Annotated in this window: 13 protein-coding genes and 4 tRNA genes; 5 read left to right on the forward strand and 12 right to left on the reverse strand. The window is 36.6% G+C overall.

Annotated elements, in window-relative coordinates; translation table 11 throughout:
* Nucleotides 1–460: 460 nt before the first annotated feature.
* Together aspT and ACO6UW_RS00645 are read left to right on the forward strand one after the other, a co-directional pair.
* Nucleotides 461–2,146 (forward strand): aspartate-alanine antiporter, encoded by a 1,686-nt coding sequence (aspT, locus tag ACO6UW_RS00640; protein WP_057061952.1) that lies wholly within the window; start codon nt 461–463, stop codon nt 2,144–2,146.
* A gap of 56 nt (nt 2,147–2,202) precedes the next feature.
* Entirely contained in the window at nt 2,203–3,801 is a 1,599-nt protein-coding gene (locus ACO6UW_RS00645) for a bifunctional aspartate transaminase/aspartate 4-decarboxylase (RefSeq protein ID WP_057061953.1), read from the forward strand.
* Nucleotides 3,802–3,892: 91 nt separating this feature from the next.
* On the opposite strand, the gene ACO6UW_RS00650 is transcribed toward ACO6UW_RS00645, so the two are convergent.
* Entirely contained in the window at nt 3,893–4,447 is a 555-nt protein-coding gene (locus ACO6UW_RS00650) for a TetR/AcrR family transcriptional regulator (RefSeq protein ID WP_057061954.1), read from the reverse strand.
* 677 nt (nt 4,448–5,124) lie between these two features.
* On the reverse strand, nt 5,125–6,216 hold the full coding sequence (locus ACO6UW_RS00655; RefSeq protein ID WP_348891814.1) for a DUF6670 family protein: 1,092 nt from the start codon (nt 6,214–6,216) through the stop codon (nt 5,125–5,127).
* A 412-nt stretch (nt 6,217–6,628) separates the two neighbouring features.
* Between ACO6UW_RS00655 and ACO6UW_RS00660 the strand changes: the two genes are divergently transcribed.
* Nucleotides 6,629–6,862 (forward strand): hypothetical protein, encoded by a 234-nt coding sequence (locus ACO6UW_RS00660; RefSeq protein WP_016806139.1) that lies wholly within the window; start codon nt 6,629–6,631, stop codon nt 6,860–6,862.
* 148 nt (nt 6,863–7,010) lie between these two features.
* Here ACO6UW_RS00660 and ACO6UW_RS00665 read toward each other — a convergent pair whose 3' ends face one another.
* Together ACO6UW_RS00665 and gltS are read right to left on the reverse strand one after the other, a co-directional pair.
* Entirely contained in the window at nt 7,011–8,846 is a 1,836-nt protein-coding gene (locus ACO6UW_RS00665; protein WP_057061956.1) for a monovalent cation:proton antiporter-2 (CPA2) family protein, read from the reverse strand.
* Between the two features lie 193 nt (nt 8,847–9,039).
* Nucleotides 9,040–10,275 carry a sodium/glutamate symporter gene (gene gltS, locus ACO6UW_RS00670; protein ID WP_046811599.1) on the reverse strand — a complete coding sequence of 412 codons (1,236 nt, stop codon included), beginning with the start codon at nt 10,273–10,275 and terminating at the stop codon, nt 9,040–9,042.
* Between the two features lie 357 nt (nt 10,276–10,632).
* Between gltS and ACO6UW_RS00675 the strand changes: the two genes are divergently transcribed.
* Nucleotides 10,633–11,784 carry an alpha/beta fold hydrolase gene (locus ACO6UW_RS00675; RefSeq protein ID WP_057062192.1) on the forward strand — a complete coding sequence of 384 codons (1,152 nt, stop codon included), beginning with the start codon at nt 10,633–10,635 and terminating at the stop codon, nt 11,782–11,784.
* A gap of 706 nt (nt 11,785–12,490) precedes the next feature.
* Complete coding sequence (locus ACO6UW_RS00680; RefSeq protein WP_005073518.1) at nt 12,491–12,814, forward strand: hypothetical protein; 324 nt, start codon at nt 12,491–12,493, stop codon at nt 12,812–12,814.
* Here ACO6UW_RS00680 and ACO6UW_RS00685 read toward each other — a convergent pair whose 3' ends face one another.
* From ACO6UW_RS00685 to ACO6UW_RS00720, 8 genes are all read right to left on the reverse strand, one after another.
* On the reverse strand, nt 12,815–13,285 hold the full coding sequence (locus ACO6UW_RS00685) for an AnBLUF65 family BLUF photoreceptors (protein ID WP_005073517.1): 471 nt from the start codon (nt 13,283–13,285) through the stop codon (nt 12,815–12,817).
* A gap of 278 nt (nt 13,286–13,563) precedes the next feature.
* A complete protein-coding gene (locus ACO6UW_RS00690; protein WP_002115279.1) occupies nt 13,564–13,773 on the reverse strand; it encodes a cold-shock protein in 210 nt (69 codons plus the stop codon).
* Between the two features lie 436 nt (nt 13,774–14,209).
* Nucleotides 14,210–14,283, reverse strand: a tRNA-Trp gene (locus ACO6UW_RS00695).
* Between the two features lie 66 nt (nt 14,284–14,349).
* A tRNA-Leu gene (locus ACO6UW_RS00700) sits at nt 14,350–14,434 on the reverse strand.
* A 27-nt stretch (nt 14,435–14,461) separates the two neighbouring features.
* Nucleotides 14,462–14,535, reverse strand: a tRNA-Trp gene (locus tag ACO6UW_RS00705).
* A 55-nt stretch (nt 14,536–14,590) separates the two neighbouring features.
* A tRNA-Leu gene (locus tag ACO6UW_RS00710) sits at nt 14,591–14,675 on the reverse strand.
* A gap of 92 nt (nt 14,676–14,767) precedes the next feature.
* Entirely contained in the window at nt 14,768–15,583 is an 816-nt protein-coding gene (locus tag ACO6UW_RS00715; protein ID WP_057062009.1) for a protein kinase domain-containing protein, read from the reverse strand.
* Nucleotides 15,570–17,078, reverse strand: a complete 1,509-nt coding sequence (locus ACO6UW_RS00720; protein ID WP_005073515.1) for a DUF3336 domain-containing protein — start codon at nt 17,076–17,078, stop codon at nt 15,570–15,572. The genes ACO6UW_RS00715 and ACO6UW_RS00720 overlap by 14 nt, the downstream gene beginning before the upstream one ends.
* Between the last annotated feature and the right edge of the window lie 30 nt (nt 17,079–17,108).

A 17,108-nucleotide genomic window follows, 5' to 3' on the forward strand; every position in this document is an offset into this window, starting at 1 on the left:
TTAAAATAAATGTAATTATGAAGATTAATTTAAATATATTAAAAATTAATTTATGCGACACAATTATCAAAAAACTAATTTTAAGTAGATTGTTTTTTAATTTATATAAAAATTAAGACTAGTCTAGCAATTAAAAATTAATTATTTAAATATCAACATATTAAAAATTTATTTTCAAGATTAGATATAAGCAAGACGCTTTAATCTCATCAAATATTCTTTATATTATTGTAAATAAATTTTACCTTTCATTAAAAAATTAATAGTTGATTTAAACACTCAGAATTACCACCAGACCTTAGTTCACACGTATTTTAAGCATATTATTTTTTATAATTAAACTTAAGAAAACCACTAAACTTGAAGGTTTGCTTAAGTAATTTTCATACTGTATTTTAAAAATGAAAAATAAATAAATTTATATATTAAAGATAGAGCTAATAATAAAAGTGAGATCAAAATGATTGAATGGTTACAAGGTGTTTTAAAGCACAGCCCCGAAATATTATTGTTCTTATCACTCGCAATAGGCTTCTGGATTGGACAATTCCAGTTTGGAAAATTTCAGTTTGGTGGAGTCGCAGGCTCCTTACTCGTCGCAGTTGTTTTAAGCCTTATTGGCGTACCTGTCGATAATGGCGTTAAAGCAATTTTATTTGCTCTCTTCATTTACGCAGTAGGCTTTGAAAGTGGCCCTCAGTTTTTTAAATCACTGGGTCCACAGTCCATAAAAGAAATTCTTTTAGCAGTATTCATGGCAGTGTGTGGTTTAGTCACTGTTTTAGTGATGGCTAAAATTTTTCATCTCGATAAAGGTTTGGCTGCGGGTCTCGCTGCGGGTGGCATGACTCAATCAGCCATTATTGGGACTGCGGGAGATGCAATTTCTAGACTCGATCTCCCACTCGCAGAAATTCAAAGACTTCAAGCAAATGTCGCGATTGGCTATGCGGTCACTTACATTTTTGGTTCATTGGGAGCAATTATTGTCTGTGTGAACATCTTGCCTAAATTTATGGGTAAAGAAATTCACGACGATGCTTTAAAAGCTCAAAGTGAACGGCTCAAAGGTGCTTTTGAATTAGCCCCAGGCCAAGAACTGGCAATGCCCGAAATTGTTGGCCGTATTTATAAAGTTAAACAAGCCAATGGGCAAACTATTGCGGAAATTGAAGCAAAAGAGCCGAGTATTACGATTGAACGGTTAAAACGTAAAGATCAGTTTATTGATGTCGCTCCCGAGCTAACTTTACAAACCGACGATGTCATTTTACTGGTTGGTCGCCGTGCCAATGTAGTTTCAGTTGCCGAGCAAATCGGTAGCGAATTACAGTCATCGCAAGGTATGGAAATGATTATGGATACCAACGATGTCATCCTAAGAAATTCCAAATATCTCAACCGTACCTTAGGAGACATTAAGGCCAACACGCCTGCCTACTTAAAGCACGGTATTTATGTACTTGCAATTAAACGTAAGGATGAGCCGCAACCTTTAAGTGATGACACCGTTTTACGTCAAGGCGATGTGGTCACCGTATATGGTACAAAAAGCGACCTCGACCGTTTGGTGAAAGAAGCAGGTAAAGCCCTACCTGAAAGCTTAAAAACGGACTGGATTTTCCATGGTGCAGGCCTTGTGGTCGGCTTAGTGATTGGTCTTTTTGTGATTCGTTTGGGTGACGTGCCCTTAACTCTTGGTGCTGGTGGCGGTGCTTTACTATCAGGTCTTCTGTTTGGCTGGATTCGAAGTCGAAATCAAGTACATGGCAATATGCCTTTAGCGGCTTCACAGCTTCTTAAAGATTTGGGGCTTGCAGGCTTCGTTGCTGCCGTCGGCTTACAATCAGGTTTACAAGCTATTCAAACCATTAAAGAAAGTGGTCTTTCACTCTTTATGATTGGAGTTGTGGTAACACTGGTTCCTCTCCTACTTTCCATGCTCTTTGCTCGTTATGTTCTGCGTTATGACAACGTTGCAGTAATGGCAGGTGCACTATCTGGTTCACGTAGTGCAAACCCTGCATTTGGTGCAATTTTAGACAAAGCAGGAAACTCGATTCCGACCGTTCCATTTGCAATTACCTATGCCCTAGCAAATGTGTTCTTAACCTTACTCGGACCACTGATCGTAGGCTTGGCCTGATTTTATACATTGAATTAGAAATTTTATTCATCTCACTATAATTAAGGAGACGTCCCATGGGGAAAGTCGATTATTCTAAATACGCAAAACTCAGCCCATTTGAACTAAAAGATAATTTAATAGAATTAGCTCAAAGCAGAACTGACCGAATGATGCTAAATGCTGGACGTGGTAATCCAAACTTTCTTGCTACCATCCCACGTAGAGCATTCTTTCAACTGGGTTTGTTTTCTGCGACCGAATCCGAATTTTCATTTTCCTATATGCCGGAAGGTTTAGGTGGCTTCCCGCGCCCCGTTGGACTCCAGTCACGTTTTGATAACTTCATTTTGGAAAACCGTGACAAACCCGGTGTGGTCTTTTTAGGTAAAGCCGTGTCTTATGTGCGCGACCAGTTAGGCTTAGACCCAGATCTTTTTTTACTTGAAATGGTTGAAGGGATTTTAGGCTGTAACTATCCAGTACCAGACCGAATGCTTCGAGTGAGTGAAATAATTATTAAAGAGTACGTCTTAAGAGAAATGGGCGTACAAGGCATGCAAAAAAGAGACTTAGATTTGTTTGCGGTCGAAGGCGGAACAGCCGCAATGGCCTATATTTTTAACTCATTAAAAGAAAATAAAATTATCAAAAATGGCGACCGTATTGCGATTGGTAGCCCTATTTTTACACCATATCTTGAGATTCCAAAACTCAATGACTACCAGCTTGAAGAAGTATTGATTGAAGCTGACCCTAAACTCGGTTGGCAATATCCTGAGTCGGAGCTTAGGAAATTAGAAGATCCATCTATTAAAGCTTTCTTTTTAGTTAACCCAAGTAATCCACCATCGGTGAAAATGAGTGATGAAGGACTTGCGATTTTGGCCGATATCGTCAAAAAACGCCCTGATCTGATCATTTTGACCGATGACGTTTACGGTACGTTTGCAGATAACTTCAAATCACTATTTGCGATCTGTCCTGACAATACAATTTTAGTTTACTCGTTCTCTAAATACTTTGGTGCGACAGGCTGGCGACTTGGTGTCATTGCACTTTCAAATAACAATGTGCTTGATAAACAAATTGCGAACTTATCGAAAAAAGAGAAGAAAGAGCTTGAAGAGCGCTATTCATCTTTAACTACCGACCCAGCAAGCATTAAGTTTATTGACCGCTTAGTTGCCGATAGCCGAAATGTTGCTTTGAACCATACCGCTGGTCTGTCTACCCCACAACAAGTTCAAATGGTTTTATTTGCGCTATTTAATATGATGGACTCACGCCAAAGCTATAAAAAAGCAGTTAAATCTGTTGTTCGTGAACGCGATGCAGCACTTTATAGACAGCTTGGTGTCGAGGTTCCAACAGATCCAAATGCTGTTGATTATTACACGCTAGTCAACCTTGAAAATACTTCACGGACTCTCTATGGAGATGAGTTTGCCGATTGGGTTATGAAAAATAAAAATCCGACCGAGCTATTATTTAGAGTAGCAGATGAAACAGGTGTGGTTTTATTACCCGGTTCTGGCTTCGGTGTACAGCACCCTTCTGCCCGTGCATCTTTAGCTAACCTGAATGAATACCAATATGCTGCAATTGGTGATTCTCTAAGACGCTTTGCAGATGAAGCTTATGCAGAGTATTTAAAAACTAAAAAAGGCAAATAAACACCTATATACAGTGAGGCTCTAGCAGCCTCACTTTTTCCTTTCTGTTCTTTAATTTGCTATTTCAGTTTTTGAATGTAAAAGGTCCAATTTAAGCATTTACCTTTAAAAAGTAATCTAGCAACTGATCAGGTTCTTCATTTTGGCTTGAACCTAAAAGTCCAAAAATCGCACCATCAATCATAAATACAAAAATATCTGATTCTTCATACGTAGCCCTTTTTTTAGATTCTCGCAGAACCCAGAAAATTTCATTTTTAAGCCATCGCCTATAGCGAATTGCGGTTTGATAAGCGTTTGGATAAAGCTGTTTAATTTCAAAAATCGCTTTAAACAACAGGTAATACGCCCCTTTTAAGTCCGCATGTAAAAGGTAAATTTGTCTAAGTTTAAGCGCCAAATCTGGATATTGACGAGATTCGCTCAGTGCCCTCACTTTTTCTTTTAAGTGCTCTTTTTGAACCAACAAACACATTTCAATTAATCTTTCTTTGGAGTGAAAGTAGTTGTAAAAAGTGGCTTTAGAAATTTTAGTTTCACTAACAATTCGGTCCACCCCGACCTTGTTGAAGCCGTATTGTTTAAATAAGTCTGCTGCTGTGTTAAGCGCTCGCGTCGCTCTAAATGAAACTTCTAAATTTTTCATGTATACCATTTAAAATAATTTTTTGTTGTAAATAGAAGAGATAGAAATACCGTCACTCTTAAAATGAGTGCTAAATACAGGCATGCAAAAACCGCACAATAATGGTGTGCTCACCTATCTCTGGTTTATTGTTGCTATGTTTTAGTCGTAACGATTCTTAAGACGTAGAAACCTAAAGTCGATTACATCGTTTTAAAGACTGTTTAAGCGGTATGAGTAGAGAGAATTTGGCAAAGGTTGCCAACGAGAGAGAAGAAATAGTACGCATAACGACGGACTCCTTTTGATTTAGAAGAGTCTTACCAATTACTGCTAAATAATGGTGGCAAGACTAGAAGGGTTAGCAGACTGGTACAAAAGGAAACCAGCACACCCGAAGGTGTCCCTCCTAGCCTCACCATAAAGGCGTGACTTAAGAGAACGCACAAAAACCATAACAGCATTGTTGTGCGCCTTTTGTAGACGGTCTGCTAAAACCGACTGGCAATGTAGGCCAGCAGGCAAAGGATAGTGCCCAACCCTATTTCAGTCAAGCACACAAAATGACATCTGTTTTAAAATAGATCATTAAAAAGTAAGGATAAATAATTAAAATCTATTGTTAAATTGAGTTTATAAAACAGATATTTTCTAGTTCGCTTAAAGCTGTAGATAAACAACTAAGTTTTAAAACGATTTTATCTTCGGTCAATATATTCCAGATAGCCCCTTCCTACTAATGGCTGATCATAGAATTCGCCTTGCCATGTATATGAAGAAACGAAACCAGCAGCCAGTCCAAAACAATATGGAGTGTCTACTTGTGCTGAAATATCTAGAACCTTTTGATTGTTGTGATAAGCAGCCCAGCGAAAAGTATTTGGTAAATTCATTGGAAAACCATCAGGTGTAATCTGAGGTTCTTCTTGAAGACTGGTTACTTCAAAAAGTATATCGCCGTTGTATTGAGTTGATGTTCCATCAATATGACGATAGTAAACAGAAGTCAAAATGGGTTGGTCTTCATAGCAAATAAAAGCCAGTAATAACTGCTGTTCATGGTCAATATTAATAACTTGATAGCTAAAGACTTTTACAGGAAGTTGAATATTCTCAACTAACCATTTGTTTTTGAGCATTGAGGTCGCTAAAGCTTTCCAAGACTCAAGCGTACAAAGCCCCTTAATACTCTCACTATTGCCTTTTTGTTTAATGTAGCCGTCATAATGCATCAAGACACTAAAATGCTTATAAAAGGCACTATAGGCAAACCATGAAATAGCTTTGGTAGGCTTTAAATGAAGTTCTAGTTCTAAATCTTCTCTTTTAGTAATTAATATAAATCCATCACCATCCTCATGCATGACACTCTGATTGTCAAAATTAATAGCGAAAGGAGTTTGGTTAAACTTGATATCATTTTTGATTGAAAAAGTTCTGTAGGCCTCAGGCGTTGTCGATAATGCTGTTCCATGTACCAAAGAAGCTGTATCCCCTTTTCCATCTTTAGACATTTGATAGTTGGTATCTGTAATCGTAAATCCAACATAACCTAATACCGAAGCCCAAGATAAATATCGAAAGGGTTCAGGTAAGTCAGGAATCATCACCCCGTAATGTGTACTACCAAAACGCTTATAAAGCGTATGAGGACTGAGTTCAAACTCTTTTGGCAATGTTGCTTGTCGCTCTGGTGTAACAGCTCCCAACAATGAGCCTGAAAGTTTGGCAACCTTTTGATTGGCTTTGTCTTTAAAACTCTTTGGTAATCTATGGCTTGAGATTAGCATTTTTAAGATCCTTTATTTTTATCTACTTAAAAAAATAAGTTCCATATTAGAACTTGATAATTTGCAATTGAATGTTAATAAAGGACATCTTGATCTAAGCAAATGCACTAAAACAAAAAAGCCAACTCTTTCGAATTAGCCCTAATTACCTCACGACCACGTCTGTGAAAATTGCTTTTGATTTTATTGTTCGCAACAATCTTCATCATTTTTGTTATGAGTCTAAATTAGCCTTTCTTTATGACAATCCGATTAAAAAAACATCCAAAATCTCTCCTAAACAAACTTCATACATAAAATATGTGTTTTAGAGAACTACATCACAATTTATAGGGCTGCACATTTTAAAGGCATATTTCACTAAATGAATAAGTCTATTATGCTTAAGTCATCTAATTGTTAAGTATGTATGATGGAACAGCAAACTTTATTACAAGAACTGAACTCACTCATTGAATACTACTCAAAAAGAACCGATTGCCCGCCTACTCGAATACGCATCGGCTATAGAGCATATGCAAAACTGATGCAGTGCCCGCCTTTTGCAGATGAAGTGATGAACTCAGCCCTAGATCCCAATAAGCGAAAATATAAAAAGTTAAAAATTAAAATTACAAAAGATGATAATCAGTTGGAACTTGAGTAAATTTTTAAGAGTTCAAAATAAAAAGTTCTTCACCTCTCCTATTTGCGATTTTATTTATATAACAATCCAGTCAAAGGCACAGCCGTAGAGCATTTATAGTCATTCCGTAAAAGCTCTTCTAAACAGAACTTCTACAGATATTTTTATACTAATTGAGACTTTCATTATCTGAGGTATCTTCCTTATTTAAAATCCGCCCTTCTTGTTTTGGTCGAATCAATGGTGCAGTCGGTCTTGGATGATGAGTATGTGTATATTGCATACCTACTCCTGCATTTACATCATCTGCTGCGATTTCAGTTTCAAAACGCTCATTATCTAAATCTCGAATTTCCTCGGTAATTCTTTCTACCTCATCTTCATCCACACCAAGTTCTTGCAAAATCACGCCGCCAAACTTAATTGCTGATTCAAACGTTTCACGAATCATAAAGTCCACTTTTTGTTTGACTAAATGTAGTGAATGTTCACGGTCATATGAACGGACTAATAGTTTTGCCAAAGGAAATTCATGGGTCACGAGTTCTACAATTCGATTGGTCGTTTCCTTACTATCTACACACACCACAATCGCTTGTGCTGTTGCGGCGCCAGACGCATGCAGAATATCTAGACGGCAGCCATCGCCATAATAAATTTTAAAACCAAATTTTTCGGCGTTTCGAATCATGTCGGTATTATTATCAATAATGGTGACATCGACACCTCTTGCTAACAACAATTGACTAGTAACCTGTCCAAAGCGTCCAAAACCGATCATTAAAACACTACCGCTTAGCCCGTTAGCAATGTCGATGTTTTCTAATGAAACCTTTGTTTTTGCTTGAGTAAAACGTTTGAAAATAATACCAACAATTGGGGTCAACACCATTGAAAGCACAACAATGGCAGTTAAGTTAGATTTAACGGTACTATCAATAACTTGTGCACTAAGCGCAGCCGAGAAAAGTACAAAGGCAAACTCTCCACCTTGAGCCATAAGTAAAGCGCGGTCTAACGCTTCAGTATGAGAGCTTTTTGTTACGCGGGCGACCATATAAATCATGAGCGCTTTGGCAAGCATCAGGGCAATTACGCCACTCACAATAAGCTGCCAGTTTTGAGCAACTACCGATAAGTCCAGTGACATGCCGACCCCAAGGAAAAACAGGCCCAGTAATATTCCTCGGAACGGTTCAATATCCGCTTCAATTTGATGTCTAAAGGTCGATTCAGATAAAAGTACACCCGCCAAAAAAGCACCCATTGCCATAGTCAAACCGCTGACTTGCATGAGTAATGCCGCACCCAACACAACCAATAATGCCGCGGCAGTCATGACTTCTCGGGCTTTAGCGGCAGCCAAGAGCCTAAATAATGGGTTTAGTAACCAATACCCTGCCGCAATAAGCCCTGCAATTGCGAGCAAACCAATCCCTATATTTTCTAGACGTACCGATGTGCTTTCGACAACATGATTCGGTGCCATAAAAGCAACAATAGCCAGCAAAGGTACAATCAATAAATCTTCAAATAGTAAGATGGCTACAATTTTTTGTCCTCGGGGTTGAGTCAAATCCCCCCGATCACCCAAGAGCTGCATCACAATTGCAGTCGAGGTTAAGACGAACCCTGCCGCACCAATAAAAGCGATTTGCCACGTAAAACCAAATAACAGCCCGACACCCGTTAAAGCCAACGCACAAATGATGATCTGCAATGTACCAAGGCCAAAGATTTCGCGTCTAAGGCTCCACAAATGTGATGGTTGCATTTCCAAACCAATCACAAAGAGGTACATCACAATTCCTAACTCGGCAATATGCAAAATTGCGGCAGAATCTTGAAAAAAAGCAAAACCGAATGGGCCAATAATTAGACCCGCAATTAAATAACCTAATACTGAACCTAAACCAATACGTTTAAAAATAGGAACTGCAATGACAGCAGCTGCCAATAAAACTACAGGGGCAGCCAAGCTAATTGAATGTGCTTCTGAGCTCATACATTTCTCATTTTATTTATCTGAAATTTATTCTATGTGAAACGAGGTTTAAGGGCGATTATTAGTTTTGAGAAAAAGCATCCTAAAAATAAAATGGTTTAAATGATCCGACAATAAAAATTGGGCCTATAAATAGGAATAAATCTTCACGGACAAACACCCATAAAAAAAGCCCTAACGGGCTTTTTTTATATTAGGCAATAAATTTCAACATGAGCTGAATGACTGTCGCATTAATTAAGTCGACAAAGAATGCGCCACAAAGCGGAACAATCAAGAAAGCCTTATGCGATGGACCATACATATTGGTAATCGCCTGCATATTTGCCACGGCTGTTGGTGTTGCACCCATACCGAAACCACAATGACCTGCTGCCAATACTGCCGCATCGTAATTTTTACCCATGACACGGAAAGTCACAAATGCTGCATATAAAGCCATAGTCAGTGTTTGAGCACCCAAAATAACCACAAGCGGACCAGCTAAGTCAGCAAGTTGCCAAAGCTTTAATGAAAGCAATGCCATTGCTAAATAAAGCGATAAAGATGCGTTACCAAATACATCAATCGCACGGTCGAAAATATCAATTTTCAACACGCTTTCTAAAATGTTTCTTAAGATTACACCGCCACCGAGTGCCCAAACGAAAGTTGGTAATTCAAACCAAGTTCCCTTACTAAAGCCAGTCATAAATTCAGCAAACGCTAAACACGCTGCAAACATACCAAGCGTAGTAATTGCATTATCGGCAGTAATTAAACGAACTTGATGAGGATTTTCAAACGGCGCAAGGTCATCTGCATGTTGCTCAACATGCGTATCTCTATAATGAATTTCATCATTGGTTTTTGGTTGAGCAAGACTGTAACGATTGATAAGCAATTTTGCTAAAGGGCCACCTATCACACCGCCAATAATCAAACCAAAGGTAGCACTCGCCATCCCTAACGCTAAAGCACCTTGAATACCATGTTGAGTTTCTAAAATTTCACCCCATGCCCCGGCTGTACCATGTCCACCTGTTAAAGTAATTGAACCTGCAATTAAACCGATGAGTGGATCAAGACCAAGTAAAGTCGCAAGACTCATACCTACTGCATCTTGCACAACAATAAAGGAGGCAACACAAATTAAAAAGATGATTAAAGCAGTCCCACCTTGTCTAAGCTTCATAAAATTGGCACTTAAACCAATTGAAGCAAAGAACACAAGCATAAAGCTGGTTTGTAATTCACTAGCAAAAACAATGCTATACCCCCATACAGAGTGAATAAGCAAGGAAACTAGAGCAGCAACCAAACCACCTGCTACGGGCTCAGGAATGTTATAACGCTGTAAAAAACTAATACGATTAACTAGAAATCGGCCTAAAAGCAAAACAATAACCGCCGAAATTAGCGTATAAAAAGCATTAAAAGTAAATTCCATATATACTACTTTCTGATTACATTCCTATTGGATTGTAAAATAATTATATTTTTATTTTTAATATGTAAAAAAAATATAAACAAACTTTACAAAAATACTCTACCAATATTTTTTAACCATTATTAAGAATAATTTAAATTTGAATATTTAATGTATAATTCTGACCAGACATAAATTTTTATTTTAATATCATATGCTTATATAAATACAGTCTTAATTAAAAATAACCCCACTTTGATATCTTAAACAGAAAATCCTGTCTTTTGGGTCACTGAACTTCTGCATCATTCACTTTAATATCCTTCAAAGACCAGCTCTTTACTGTTCTGGGCAACATCTTTATAGGTTTTATATTCAATGAGTTTATTGCTTAAAGTTCGTCAGAACGTTCCACAGCTACAATCTATTAAAAAATCTCTTCAGACACGTGCTGGTCAAAAAATACCTCACATGCTGATCAATGCATCAGATCTCTTTTTCAGAGGCCCTCAAATAGCTTTGTCAGGAAAAACACCTTTTGATGTGATTCATAAGCATGAAATCATTACCTTACGCCATTATAAAAATGAGACTGATACCTCTACTCCTAAACACCGCGTACCGTTAGTTATTGTTCCGCCACTAGCAGTGAACATGCTCATTTATGATTTGTTTCCTGCGCGTAGCTTTGTACGTTTCTTTTTAGCCCAAGGGTTTGATGTTTACTTAATTGACTGGGGCGTACCAACCCGACACCAAGCAAAATACAACTTCGGTACTTATATTAAAGTTTTCATGCCAGAGATGTTAAAGCAAGTTCGCCTACACAGTGGTCAGCAACAGCTTTCTTTGCATGGTTGGAGTTTAGGCGGCGCACTTTCACTCTGCTATACCGCATTGTTTAAAGATAAAGATATTAAAAATCTAATTATTCTCGCGTCCCCTATCGACACACATAAAGCAGGTTATATGGGGAAACTATACGGTAGTCTTACCAAACCTGCCGAATGGGTTCGCAAACATACGCCGTTTCGTATTCGCCATCATGTACCAAGTGAAGCATTTCATATTCATGGCTGGCAAAACACGCTTGGCTTTAAATTAACGGATCCGATTGGAAATTTGAAAACATATTGGGAACTTTTTAAAAATCTAGATAACCGAGAGTTTATTGTCGATCATGCAACCTCAAGTTCATTTATCGATAATATGCTGGCCTATCCGGGCGGTGTCATGCGTGACATTATTCTCCGTTTCTGGATTGATAATGAATTATCTAAAGGTGTAGTTAAATTTGGTGAACTTACCGCCTATCTAAAAGACATTAAATGCTCTGTGTTAGCTGTTGGTGGCAACACAGATATTATTGTCACAGCTGATGCTGTTAAACCACTCATGGATTTAATTAGTAGCCAAGACAAAACATTTAAGGTGGTACCCGGTGGTCATATGGGCGTAGTTTCTGGTAGTCAAGCACCCACTACGGTCTGGCGCGAAGTGAGTACTTGGTTAGCTACTCGTTCAGAATAATTAATTCAAAAGCAGTAAAGCCAGTGTAGTCAGTTCTATGCTGGCCATAATTCAAATTTTATAAGTCTGATATTCTAGTTTCATTTATATTACAGTAGTTTTTTCTCATAATTCAAAAGCAGCTCATTACCAGATAACTCAAAAATATAAATATAATTTCCTCACTATTAATCACATTAAAATCCTTCAACACATAAATTTTATTTATTAGAAATATAACTTAATAAAACAATATTTTATCAAATGTTAAATTTTTTTAAATAGATCAATTTTTTTTTATTAATATTTATAAATTTTAAGAAAAGTACCTCTTAAAGTTGATGTTACTTTTTGTTATTTATGTAAAGCTCATCTAAACAATATATTTACTTAAGTTACTGTTAAACAATTATTTTTATAAATTTAATTTTGTAAAATTTGATCATTATTTATACAAATGTAGGCAATCTCTCACAATTATGTAAGCCAAAGCTTACAACTCAACTGATTGTTTTTCTTATAATTAATTTCAGTACATATAAGCACTCTTTACTATTAAATAGAAAGCTGAATATTAATAAAGAGATCTGGAGAAAATGATAAAGTCATCTTTATTAATATAAAAACTCTTAATAATAGAAAAAGAATCTCAAAAATTAATATGTACTATCTTTCCTCTGGAAACAGAGGAAAGATACTTTTTTAATCATCAGATAGGGTATAGAAAATGTTTATTGCAAAAAATATATTTGTATATTTACTATCAATGTTAGCTTTATGCTTACTGATTATTTTCTTTAATTACATAGGAATGAACGAGACGATTAATCTTCTTCTCTCATCCGCGCTTTTCGGCATATTTATTACGTGGTATTTCAAAGGTAGTGGACTATGTCTCGCCCTATTTAGCTTTTTTTATTGGGCAATGTTTGTGATTAGTCAAAGCTTAGAAGTAATATGGATGCTCGCAAGTTCAGTTATTGTATATTTAGTCATGACTAAAATATTACCTAAACTCAAGACCATCCATATTGGCGTGATAGCCAAATAGCTAAAATGGTTTCACCCCACGATTCACCATACCCACTTTCTTAACTGTGTTAATTTTAGTTTGTTCGGCAATGACTAATTCATTGATGAAAGCTTTTAAGTTTTGCTCATCAAGACGAATAGGATTAAAAGTACTTTCTCCCATTTTTAGAAAGAAAGATTCGATATTTGTATTACGTTGTACATATTTCATTGACCATCGTTGAAACGAGTTTTGTTCAATGGAATATGTACACAACCATTTAACATTGTGGTGTCTTTCATCATTTGTAATTTTTTCAAATAATCGTTCAACCACCTCTCGCTCACCTTCCAAGCATTGAAAGAAAGCATTATCGGCATAATAGAGCACCCCACAGATCTGATTCAAATCATTGAAATCTCGTGCTTCTGTCAAAATATCACGTAAATCTTGCAACAAGTCTTCATTTTTTTCGTTCCGTTGACTGGCATAACACAGGCGAACGTTCATTAGCAATTCCGTGAAATATAAAATTTCTTTATTTAAAGATTTTTTAATCTACCATATCTCTATTACTAATAATTTATATTTCACACATATTCTAAAGTTTATATTAAAAATACGTTCGATTATTAATTATAAGAGCTTAATAACTAATGATTTATATTAACAAGAAAATAAAAAGCCCTCCTTTTGAGGACTTTTAAAGCTCTAAAAGAACAATAAATTTCTTTAAAAGCTAAAATAAAAAAAAGCACTAAAAAGTGCTTTTTTTACTTGCTGTTATATTATTGTGGAATAATATTTACAGCATTTGGGCCTTTTTGCCCTTGAGTAACGGTAAATGTTACGCGTTGACCTTCATGCAAAGTTTTGAAACCAGAACCTGCGATTTCTTTGAAGTGAGCGAACACATCTGGACCGTTGTCTTGTTGAATGAAACCAAAACCTTTAGTTTCGTTAAACCACTTTACTGTACCACTTACTGTATTAGACATGATATATCCTACTGATTTCTAATATTTTAGAATCATTAAATAATGACCCTATCATAACTTTGAAAAAAGAATAACAAATTGAGCTTAATATCTTAAAAAACGAAGGATTATGACTAAAACTACGATACTTAAAAGAAGATTTACTAACAAGTCTTTTTTCTAGTTAACAGCATCATACATGAAATAAAATTGTATTCAAGGCTTTTATATAAATAATTTCCAAAACTTAAGTTAAATAAATATAAAACAATAGCTTAATAAAAATATTAAGAAATTCAGTATATTGTTTAATTAAAAAACAATCTATGATGTGATAAAAACATTGAAAAGCAACAGTTATAAAAATGTCTATTTAGAAAATTGCTTGAGCACGAATGAAAAGTTATTTTTAAAAATATAGATAATAAAAAAACTCCTGATTAGGAGCCTTATTTTTTGGCAGAGGATCAAGGACTCGAACCTTGACGAACGGTTTTGGAGACCGTCATGCTACCATTACACCAATCCTCTATATTCATGATTAAACACTCAAGATTTAATCACAAAAAAAGCAAGATCATAATCTTGCTTTTTTAATGGTGGGGGCGAAGAGACTCGAACTCTTACACCTTGCGGCGCTGGAACCTAAATCCAGTGCGTCTACCAATTTCGCCACGCCCCCATCTGGGACATTTATTTAAAATAAATGTGGCAGAGGATCAAGGACTCGAACCTTGACGAACGGTTTTGGAGACCGTCATGCTACCATTACACCAATCCTCTTCCAAGATCTAGATGACCTAACATCTACATCAAACTTTAAGTTATTAACTTAAAGTGGTGGGGGCGAAGAGACTCGAACTCTTACACCTTGCGGCGCTGGAACCTAAATCCAGTGCGTCTACCAATTTCGCCACGCCCCCGATGGCTGTGTATATTAGCGATAAGATCTGACAGTGACAAGTGTTTTTTTTCTAAAAAAAACTAACCGTGTAAATTGTATACAGATACTAGATCAATGATTTTTATCAATTTGAATCTGTTTTAAGCAATTTATTGCTTCATCAGCATTTGAAAACCGATTTTGCTGCTGTTTTTGTAATAAACCTACAAGTAAGGGTAAAAAAATCAAAAACTGCGTGGGTAATTGAATGGTTAAATTTTGACAGTGCAAGATTGCCCAATCACGATAACTACCTGCTTCTAAGCGAGTTTGTATTAACCATTCATATAGGACGATGCCAAATGCATATAAATCGCTTTGTATTCCCTTACGCCCTCCTCTAAATAGCTCAGGAGCCATATAATGAGGTGTTGCATCCAGGACTGTATCGCAACTTGAGATCGGTCTCGTTTTCTCAAAATCAATTAAATAAGGCTTTTGCTGAAACTTTCTAAAATGCTCTGCCTTAACGTCTCCATGAATCCAGCCAAGTTCATGAAGTTCTGCAAGCTTATTTATTGCGAACCAAATCTTACGGTATACATCAGTTAAATCACTTTCATGAACCAATGAACTGAACCACACTTCACTATCAGGTAAAATTAAAACCTTACCCAAAGAATGGCCTAGCTGAGGAATTAAACTGACCTCAATCAATTTATAAGGTAAAAGCCATGCAGGTTTTTTAAGGTGAATTTCTTTATAAAATAGTTGCTCATGCATGAAATCTTGCTCATTTTGAGCATGGGTTTCAGGCAAATGATATTTTAACCAGTAATTCTTGGTATCTATGGTACATGTCCATAAACACCGCCCTAACGCTGCACTTGTTGGCTTTGTTACACATGTTAAATTTTCTATATACGAAGCAAAATCATGCTTCAGCATAATAAGACTCAGGCTGTTGTTTCTTTTCTTCAAAACGCAAAACTTCTAAACAATGCTGAATTGTCTTACCAATACGAGCATGGGTCTCAATTGAAGAAATTTTTGGCCAAGTTGCACGTTCCCCTTCTCTTTGCAAACGCTTAAACAGATGCGGACGCGGGTTTTGCAAAGTGTAGGTATAGTGACTTAGGCTATATTTAGCAATGATGTTCACATCACCATAATAACGCTGTCCCATTACGCCATATCCATGATCCAACAATCTTCTGACGGGAGAAATAGAACCAAGTCGTTGACGCGTAAAGTCCATAATGCCCATTGATAGTACTTTACCTTGGCGTCTTAAAATTCTTTCAGGCCAACTTAAAACGTCTTTACGGAAGCGATCCGCATCATTTTGCATAAATGGAACAATATGTGGGTTAACCTGACTCGCAATCGTGTAGTTTAAATTATAAAGCCGCGCCATTCTTTCTTGCGGAAAATCGCTTCTTACACTTCCATCCACCCACTTTGTATTTGCCATATAAGGTGTATGTTCACCGTCATAACGTTTACTGGTTAAACGTACCGGTGGGAATAAAATTGGCACGGCACATGAAGCCAATACAGCACTCCACACCAAAACATTCGGCGTCATAATGGCATTCATAATTCTTGGGTTTTCTGTTGCATCATATGGCGCTACTGCCACATTAATATTTAAACCAGATTTTTTGAAAGCCTCTTCAAACGTAAGATCACCTAAATTCTCAATGAGGAATTTTTTCAAATATTGAACATCGGCAATTCCACCATTGCCTTTAATAAGTTCACGGAATTTCCTAAAATGAAAAGCATCACTAAAAAATTGCTCACCATTTAATAAGTTTTGGATATCTTCACTAGCAGAGGTTCCAAGCATACCTGTCATAATTGCCCCTGCACTTGAGCCAGAGAGCACTTTAGGCATTAAGTCTTGTTCAATTAAAGCCTTACATACTCCCGTATGAAAAAGTCCTAAAGTCGCCCCACCCGAAAACATAAGTGCAGGTTGTCCATACGCCTTTTCACAGTTTTCAAAAAACTCTATTTTTTCTTTTCTTTGAAACGTAATGCATTCACTTGAAGCGATATAAGCCAAGCTTTGGCTAACTTCTTCAATATAGTCTTCAATTAACTTTTTTGTACCGACATGTGTTGCGGCAAAAAGCATTGGATGACCAATATTTGCAATATCGTAAGTTAGACCCTCTTTAAGTAAATAGATGAGGTCTAATGTCCGATGTTGCTGACGATATCTTTTAAGCAAAGTGTATCGATAAGAAATCAGTTCGGCATCGAAGTAAGGTGAACTATTATCAAACTTCCACTCTTGCACACCTGTTTCTTCATCTAGTTTTAATGCAAAAGACTTCCATTCCTCATAAGATTCAGCCATGTCTAATTGACGTTGTAATTTTTTGATACGGTAAGCCTGATGTGGATTCATATCACTTCGTATTTTTTCAAACATATTTCGTCCTCATCTTCACAGATGATTTTA

This window comes from Acinetobacter sp. JADD-222 (assembly GCF_049310645.1).

Excerpts from the sequence above, each read along its gene's own strand:
- ACO6UW_RS00650 (WP_057061954.1), bottom strand. The coding sequence starts at position 4,447 with ATGAAAAATTTAGAAGTTTCATTTAGAGCGACGCGAGCGCTTAACACA.
- ACO6UW_RS00660 (WP_016806139.1), top strand. The coding sequence starts at position 6,629 with ATGGAACAGCAAACTTTATTACAAGAACTGAACTCACTCATTGAATAC.
- ACO6UW_RS00665 (WP_057061956.1), bottom strand. The coding sequence starts at position 8,846 with ATGAGCTCAGAAGCACATTCAATTAGCTTGGCTGCCCCTGTAGTTTTA.
- ACO6UW_RS00645 (WP_057061953.1), top strand. The coding sequence starts at position 2,203 with ATGGGGAAAGTCGATTATTCTAAATACGCAAAACTCAGCCCATTTGAA.
- ACO6UW_RS00715 (WP_057062009.1), bottom strand. The coding sequence starts at position 15,583 with ATGCTGAAGCATGATTTTGCTTCGTATATAGAAAATTTAACATGTGTA.
- gltS (WP_046811599.1), bottom strand. The coding sequence starts at position 10,275 with ATGGAATTTACTTTTAATGCTTTTTATACGCTAATTTCGGCGGTTATT.
- aspT (WP_057061952.1), top strand. The coding sequence starts at position 461 with ATGATTGAATGGTTACAAGGTGTTTTAAAGCACAGCCCCGAAATATTA.
- ACO6UW_RS00675 (WP_057062192.1), top strand. The coding sequence starts at position 10,633 with ATGAGTTTATTGCTTAAAGTTCGTCAGAACGTTCCACAGCTACAATCT.
- ACO6UW_RS00720 (WP_005073515.1), bottom strand. The coding sequence starts at position 17,078 with ATGTTTGAAAAAATACGAAGTGATATGAATCCACATCAGGCTTACCGT.
- ACO6UW_RS00690 (WP_002115279.1), bottom strand. The coding sequence starts at position 13,773 with ATGTCTAATACAGTAAGTGGTACAGTAAAGTGGTTTAACGAAACTAAA.
- ACO6UW_RS00680 (WP_005073518.1), top strand. The coding sequence starts at position 12,491 with ATGTTTATTGCAAAAAATATATTTGTATATTTACTATCAATGTTAGCT.
- ACO6UW_RS00685 (WP_005073517.1), bottom strand. The coding sequence starts at position 13,285 with ATGAACGTTCGCCTGTGTTATGCCAGTCAACGGAACGAAAAAAATGAA.
- ACO6UW_RS00655 (WP_348891814.1), bottom strand. The coding sequence starts at position 6,216 with ATGCTAATCTCAAGCCATAGATTACCAAAGAGTTTTAAAGACAAAGCC.